Genomic DNA, 6,693 nt, shown 5'->3' with positions numbered 1-6,693 from the left:
CACGCGATATGATAAGCTCAAAGATAGCTATGCAGCGGCGGTAATGCTCGCTTGTGTCTTTATCTGGTTGCCCCTGATTTGAATTCTATACACACCCTAGTAATATTACTAAATAATATTAATTTCATAACTGAACTTGTCTGCCAATCCATATGATTCTCTATACTCGATAGGATTGCCCTCCAAGTCCTTGGCTATACGATTTACTTTAACTAAATTTTCTTGTTTGGTATTCTCTAGATAAGGATCGATGCAATCAGCTATAAAAAATAGCGTCTCTACGGCAGACGATACAAACTGACCGCACTTTGTATAATAAAATGGATAAAGGAGATTCTCAAAATCGTCTGGCTCTAAGGTTGTAAAATCTTCGTAACGGCTTTTGGGTAACCAAATTCTTTCACTTAACAGTATTTTTCCTTCAATAATACGCACACGCTCTATATAAATGAGCGCTTTGTTTTTACTTATATTCAGTTTTTTATTAATATCTTCAAGACCATTCTCTATTACCATCACCTTTTTGACTACACCTATAGGTGTTGCATAGCAAGCGTCTTTATCACGAAATTTAAAAAACCTTAATAATGAACTCTCAAAGTTTGGTCGCTTTAAGAAAGTTCCTCTGCCTTGATATTTAGTTAATACACCGTCATCGACCAATTTTTCAACCGCTTTTCGAACGGTTCCCACTGATACCTGATATTTATTTGCAAGCTCTTGCTCGGTTGGTAAAGGTACTTTTTCATCCCACTTACTTTCTGTCAGTAACGTTAAGATATGCCATCGTACTTGCTCATATCTTGGCAGCTTAAAACTTTCTAAATTTTTTAACATTTTTTCACCATTATAGAAAGGGTCTGATTAACGTGCATCCACGTTGTCAAATATTACTATTCTTAAAAAGCATACTGTTAACGATAAACTTGTTTGACGTCTTAAGTGCCCTTAATATGTATCAAATGAATATTAAAGAATGACCGCATCAACCTCACTTGCAATATCACATATACATCTGCACTTGGTTTCCTTGACGCTCTTTTGAACCGAATCAACTATATTATTAAAAATATATGATTATTAAAAATTTATGAACAACCTTATCTAATTAATGTGACCTTTTTTGCTATCATTCTATTCAATCAGATGCACTTGCTTATATAGGAATCTAGTCTAAGAAGTGTCTTAAATCTCAGTATTAAACGTTAAACGATCTAAAAATGGCTATATTTTTTTATAGAATTCATACAGTTAAGATCATCAAAGGACAGTCATGACTTTTTATGTTTTAGCCGCTATCGTAATATGTATCATATTGGGATATACCACCAAAATCAACATTGGTTTATTTGCTATTGCCTTTTCATATCTTATCGGCTGTTTTGGTCTGGGTCTTAAAACTCATGAGATTATCGAGCTATGGCCTCTTAAAATCTTCTTTGTTATTTTTGCCGTAACTCTTTTTTATAACTTTCCTCTAGCGAACGGTGCTTTAGAAAAATTATCGAATCATTTAATCTATAGGTGTCGTCACTTTCCTGAATTATTGCCTTTGGTTATTTTCTTTGTCGCCACGATTATTTCTGGTTTAGGGGCCGGTTATTACACCGTTTTAGCCACAATGGCACCTATGATCCTGCTGTTATCCAAACGTACTAACTTAAATCTGGTTATTGCTACTTTATCTGTGAACTATGGCGCATTAGCTGGTGCTAATTTTGTCACCTCACAGAGCGGTGTTATCTTCAGAGAGCTGATGCGCGGAGCAGGTGTCGCAAATGATAATACCTTTGCTTATGTTTTAGGTGTGTTCGCGGTTACCTTTTTAATGCCAGTGATCGTCTTGGGTGCTTATAGTTTATTCAATGCCAAAAACAGTAAAGTCACGATTCAAGCAATAGTGCCAGAGCCTTTCGATAGCAAGCAAAAACAATCTATTATGCTGATTTTTATAATGATGGCTATTGTGCTTATCATACCTATTTCAAACTTACTCATGCCTAATATAGAGGCGATTCAGTTTTTGAATGCTCGAGTTGATATTGGTTTTATCGCCATTTTTTTCGCCTTAATTAGCTTATTGTTAAAACTGGGAGACGAAAAAAAGGTCATCGCGTTAATACCTTGGAACACACTCATTATGATTTGTGGCGTCGGTATGTTGATTGGCCTTGGCGTTGAGATAGGCGTTATTTATGAGCTAACAGAATGGCTAAGTACCAATGTTCCTATCTGGATGATACCGACTTTAATCTTTGTTATCAGTGCCATCATGTCTCTCTTTGCTAGTACGCTCGGCGTCGTTGCCCCCACTTTATTCCCTATGGTGCTACCCCTAGCCGTCAATTCAGGACTAAGCCCTTTATTACTATTTACCTGCATTGTCGTGGGCGCACAAAGTTCATCACTTTCTCCTTTCTCATCAGGAGGCAGTCTAATGTTAGGCGCATCTCAAGTTGTTATAAAGAAAGACAAGCTGTTCGATGCACTATTATTCAAGGCAGTGCCTTTAGATATTGGTATTGGTATACTGTCACTCTTATTTATCCAGCTGATGTTTTAGCCCATTGAGATGACTGTCGAATGAGTTGAAGACACGCCCTAGTGTGTGTTCTTATGTTGAGAGCAGAAACAAGCCTTAAGACGCTCCTCGCCTGAAGATTGCTTTGACACACCTCTCTATTTATTGAGACATAAGTAGAACGTCTTGAATATCTACTGGGCTACCCTTTATAGCCCTTAATCTCATTTCATTCACCTAGTCAGATTCTTTGTTTATCCGCGACAACGTGCTTTAGCATTCTTCTAACGCATCGTTTGTGGGTGTTGATACTCGTGAACCGTCATATTCATTATTCGTCACAGTCATGTATCCAAAAGATTTTATTGTCTTCTTTTCCTTGATATTAAAGCGATAAATAATTTTCCATCAACTGTTACAATAGTAACCTAAAATAAAATTCATATATACATACATATGTATCTTGTTATTTCTATAATATTCTGTTACTTTTACGAAACGTAAAAATATACTTTTATAAAGTTGATTGGCTATCGTCAAGGTAGTCCAAACTTCATTTGAAATAAATCTATCTCTTTTATCAAAACTCTATTGAGTTCTTTAATCAAAAATACACACAAGGAGTGTCGTGTGAACAAACTATCCTATTTGGCTCTTGGCCTTTCTGTACTTACCCTTACCGCATGCAATAAAACTGATACTGCAGCATCTGATGCTAGTTACGACGCCCCTTCACGTCCAGAGTGTATTGCTCCTGCAAAACCAGGCGGCGGCTTTGACTTAACTTGCAAACTTGCTCAAGCCGGCCTAAAAGATACCGCTATATTAGAAGAGCCGATGCGTGTCACATATATGCCAGGTGGCGTCGGTGCTGTGGCTTATAACAAAATCGTTGCCAATGATCGTGCTAATAACGATGCAATCATTGCTTTCTCTACCGGCTCTATTCTCAATTTATCGCAAGGGAAATTTGGGAAGTTCACTGAAAAAGATGTGAAATGGCTTGCAGCTGTTGGTACCGATTATGGCGCTATCGCCGTAAATGCAGAGTCTCCTATTGAGAATTTAGAAGACTTAGTCACTGAGCTAAAGTCAAATCCAAAAGCAATTAGTTTTGGCGCTGGTGGTAGTGTTGGTGGTCAAGACTGGATGCAGACGGCTATTTTAGCCAAAGCCGCTGGCGTCAATCCTAGTGACATGACTTATGTTGCGATGGAAGGCGGCGGCGAAGCAATCACAGCTGTGATGGGTGACCATATCACTGTCGTAAGTGCTGGTATTGCTGAGATCATGCCTCAAGCCTCTGCGGGTAAATTACGTGTGTTAGCGGTATTCGCAGATGAGAGATTGGGTGGCACGATGGCTGATATCCCTACTGCTGTAGAGCAAGGCTATGACGTTACTTGGCCTGTCGTTCGTGGTTATTACATGGGTCCAGATGTCAGCCCTGCGGCTTATGACTGGTGGAAAGCTAGCTTTGACAAGATGTTAGCGGATCCAAAATTTGCTGAAATCCGTGAGCAGCAAGAGTTGCTACCTTTCTCTATGACGGGTGAAGAGCTACAGGAATACGTGTACAAACGTACCGGCGAGCTACGCGAACTGTCGGCTGAGTACGGCCTGGTTAAAGCTGAAGCCCAGTAATCATTTATTATTTACTAAATCGTTTTAGTATTTCACAAAGGCTGAAAACCTTATTTTTCAGCCTTTTTATACGATAACCCAAGGAGGGTTCCTTATGACAATGGAACGTTTATTTTCTGGGATAATGGCATTATTTAGCTTGTTTTTAGCATATTTAGCTATTGGTTATGTCGCCCCTATTGCTTATGACCCGATAGGCCCTCGTCCTTATCCTATTTTGATTTTTTCCCTATTGGCAGCTTTAACTTTGGTTATTGCCTTCCGTCCAGCGCGTTTTACCAAAGTCATCAATCTAGGTTATGACAATACCGTTATCAAAAATTTGATTTTATGCGTAACAGCATTGGCTGTCTATAGCCTGATATTTGAGCCTTTAGGCTTTGTTATTTCTACCATGTTGATGTGCTTTACAGTCGGTTTGCTGTTTGCAGGAAAGCCGATTAAAAGCCTTATTTTTTCAGTTGTGATCAGTATTGCCTTATATGTTCTATTTGACATGGTATTAGATGTGATTCTGCCACTTGGATTATTATCAGGGATAATGGGATAGCTATTATGGAAACCTTTAACTTTTTAATGCACGGCTTCGCTGTTGCATCAACCCCCGAAAACCTAATGATAGCCTTAGTGGGTGCTTTTATCGGTACCATAGTAGGTATGTTGCCTGGGCTAGGTCCTATCAATGGTGTGGCAATATTACTTCCCTTTGCTTTTGCCCTTGGTTTGCCACCAGAAAGCGCTCTAATTTTACTATCGGCAGTTTATCTTGGTTGTGAGTATGGCGGCCGTATTTCTGCGATTTTGCTAAACGTACCAGGATCTGCTGCAGCTGTTATGACGTCATTGGACGGCAACCCTCTTGCTCTACAGGGCAAAGCAGGTATTGCATTATCAATATCGGCGGTTGCTTCATTTGTTGGTGCCACCATTGCGACTATCGGTGTGGTATTGTTTGCCCCACTATTAGCCAATTGGGCTGTCTCTTTTGGTCCTGCTGAGTATTTTGTACTCATGGTATTTGCCATTACTTGCTTGAGCGGCTTAGTTGGTGACCAACCTATCAAAACAGCTGTATCGGCGCTGATTGGTTTAGGTCTTGCTACAGTGGGTGTTGATGCAGTCACTGGTGTTTACCGCTTTACTTTTGATTCGGTCAATCTGTCTGATGGTATTCAATTTACGACGATTGTCATCGGGTTTTTTAGTGTTAGTGAGATTTTGATTTTACTTGAGAGAACCACCACTGGGCAAAAAGTCGTCGAGCAAGGTAAGCGTAGCTTGTTCAATTTTAAAGAGCTGTTATTCAGTTTAGGCGCTATGCTACGTAGCGGACTGATGGGCTTCGTTGTCGGTATCTTACCAGGTGCTGGCGCAACTATTGCTAGTGCAATGACCTATACCAGTGAACGCAAAATCGCAGGTGATACTGGTAAATTCGGCGAAGGAGATCTTCGAGGCTTGGCTTCTCCAGAAGCTGCCAATAACGCATCTGCGTGCGGTTCGTTTGTACCGATGCTGACATTGGGTGTGCCTGGTTCAGGTACCACAGCAGTTATGATGGGTGCATTGACTTTATATAACATTACGCCAGGTCCACAGCTATTTACTGAACAGCCTGACATAGTTTGGGGTTTGATTGCGTCTTTATTTATCTGTAACGTTATTTTATTGATAATGAACATTCCGTTAGTTCGCTTCTTTGCAAAACTACTTGATGTGCCAAATTATATCTTGATACCTTCTATCGCTGCTGTTAGCTTCATCGGCGTTTACTCTATCAATAGCACAACTTTTGATATGGTATTTATGGTGGCGCTTGGCGTATTCGGTTACTTTTTACGCAAAACGAATTTCCCATTGTCAGCACTGATTTTGGGTTATGTCCTAGGTGAGCTAATGGAAGATAACTTGAGACGCGCTTTATCTATCTCACAGGGTGAGTTAAGTATTCTGTGGAGCAGCTCTATTTCGATAGTATTGTGGTGTTTAGCAATATTGATGGTGTTCATGCCTATCATACGTAGCATTTATCGTAAGCGCTTTAATAAAACGGTTGTTTAAATTTTAGTGACCTTACTCTCTAAATACTTTTTCTATGGTGGTCATGCTTTATGTTTGGCCACCGTTTTTTTTAGGATTTTACAGTGTCCTTTGTTTTAGATTTATTGCACTCCATTCCGACTTGGCATTTAGCAGGCTTGTTTGTCGCTGGCATGATCGCTTTTATTATCTCCACCATATCTGGAGGTGGTGGTGCAGTATTACTGGTACCCGTTACATCTTCGATGATAGGAGTAGCGATTGTACCACCTGTGATCAACGTGGCCAGCTTTATGAGTAACGCCTCACGGCTATATTTATTTTGGAATGATATTGATTGGTCGTTAACCAAGTACTATGTTCCAAGTGCGATCTTAGGTGCGTGGTTAGCTGCATTGGTGTTTAGCCGTTTGGACGCAAACTGGATTCAATTATTGGTTGGTGCGTTTTTAGTCTCTACTATTTTTCAATACAAGTTTGGCAAAGTA

General features: G+C 39.8%; 6 protein-coding genes and 1 pseudogene. 6 read left to right on the top strand and 1 reads right to left on the bottom strand.

Going from position 1 to position 6,693, the window contains the following annotated elements:
- Nucleotides 1-82: pseudogene (locus ACT3QP_RS13760) on the top strand (IS5/IS1182 family transposase); the annotation flags it as partial.
- A gap of 26 nt (nucleotides 83-108) precedes the next feature.
- On the opposite strand, the gene ACT3QP_RS13755 reads toward ACT3QP_RS13760, so the two are convergent.
- Nucleotides 109-837 carry a GntR family transcriptional regulator gene (locus tag ACT3QP_RS13755; protein ID WP_192520121.1) on the bottom strand — a complete coding sequence of 243 codons (729 nt, stop codon included), beginning with the start codon at nucleotides 835-837 and terminating at the stop codon, nucleotides 109-111.
- 436 nt (nucleotides 838-1,273) lie between these two features.
- Between ACT3QP_RS13755 and ACT3QP_RS13750 the strand changes: the two genes are divergently transcribed.
- From ACT3QP_RS13750 to ACT3QP_RS13730, 5 genes are all read left to right on the top strand, one after another.
- Nucleotides 1,274-2,563: an SLC13 family permease gene (locus ACT3QP_RS13750; RefSeq protein ID WP_192520122.1), complete on the top strand. Its 1,290-nt coding sequence runs from the start codon at nucleotides 1,274-1,276 to the stop codon at nucleotides 2,561-2,563.
- Nucleotides 2,564-3,151: 588 nt separating this feature from the next.
- The gene (locus ACT3QP_RS13745) at nucleotides 3,152-4,165 is read left to right on the top strand and encodes a Bug family tripartite tricarboxylate transporter substrate binding protein (protein ID WP_192520123.1); all 1,014 of its coding nucleotides are present in this window, start codon (nucleotides 3,152-3,154) and stop codon (nucleotides 4,163-4,165) included.
- Between the two features lie 94 nt (nucleotides 4,166-4,259).
- Nucleotides 4,260-4,715, top strand: a complete 456-nt coding sequence (locus ACT3QP_RS13740; protein ID WP_192520124.1) for a tripartite tricarboxylate transporter TctB family protein — start codon at nucleotides 4,260-4,262, stop codon at nucleotides 4,713-4,715.
- 5 nt (nucleotides 4,716-4,720) lie between these two features.
- On the top strand, nucleotides 4,721-6,226 hold the full coding sequence (locus ACT3QP_RS13735) for a tripartite tricarboxylate transporter permease (RefSeq protein ID WP_192520125.1): 1,506 nt from the start codon (nucleotides 4,721-4,723) through the stop codon (nucleotides 6,224-6,226).
- Nucleotides 6,227-6,309: 83 nt separating this feature from the next.
- Nucleotides 6,310-6,693: TSUP family transporter (locus ACT3QP_RS13730; protein WP_444525890.1), on the top strand; the 384-nt coding region annotated here is incomplete at its 3' end.

This window comes from Psychrobacter sp. AOP7-B1-24 (assembly GCF_052376215.1).
Classification (GTDB): Bacteria; Pseudomonadota; Gammaproteobacteria; order Pseudomonadales; family Moraxellaceae; genus Psychrobacter.
Note: the sequence above shows the minus strand (reverse complement) of the source record. Positions and strands in the feature narration are given on the sequence as shown.

What these genes read in the sequence shown, in the direction of transcription:
- ACT3QP_RS13750 (WP_192520122.1), top strand. Translation starts at nt 1,274, where the DNA reads ATGACTTTTTATGTTTTAGCCGCTATCGTAATATGTATCATATTGGGA.
- ACT3QP_RS13735 (WP_192520125.1), top strand. Translation starts at nt 4,721, where the DNA reads ATGGAAACCTTTAACTTTTTAATGCACGGCTTCGCTGTTGCATCAACC.
- ACT3QP_RS13755 (WP_192520121.1), bottom strand. Translation starts at nt 837, where the DNA reads ATGTTAAAAAATTTAGAAAGTTTTAAGCTGCCAAGATATGAGCAAGTA.
- ACT3QP_RS13740 (WP_192520124.1), top strand. Translation starts at nt 4,260, where the DNA reads ATGACAATGGAACGTTTATTTTCTGGGATAATGGCATTATTTAGCTTG.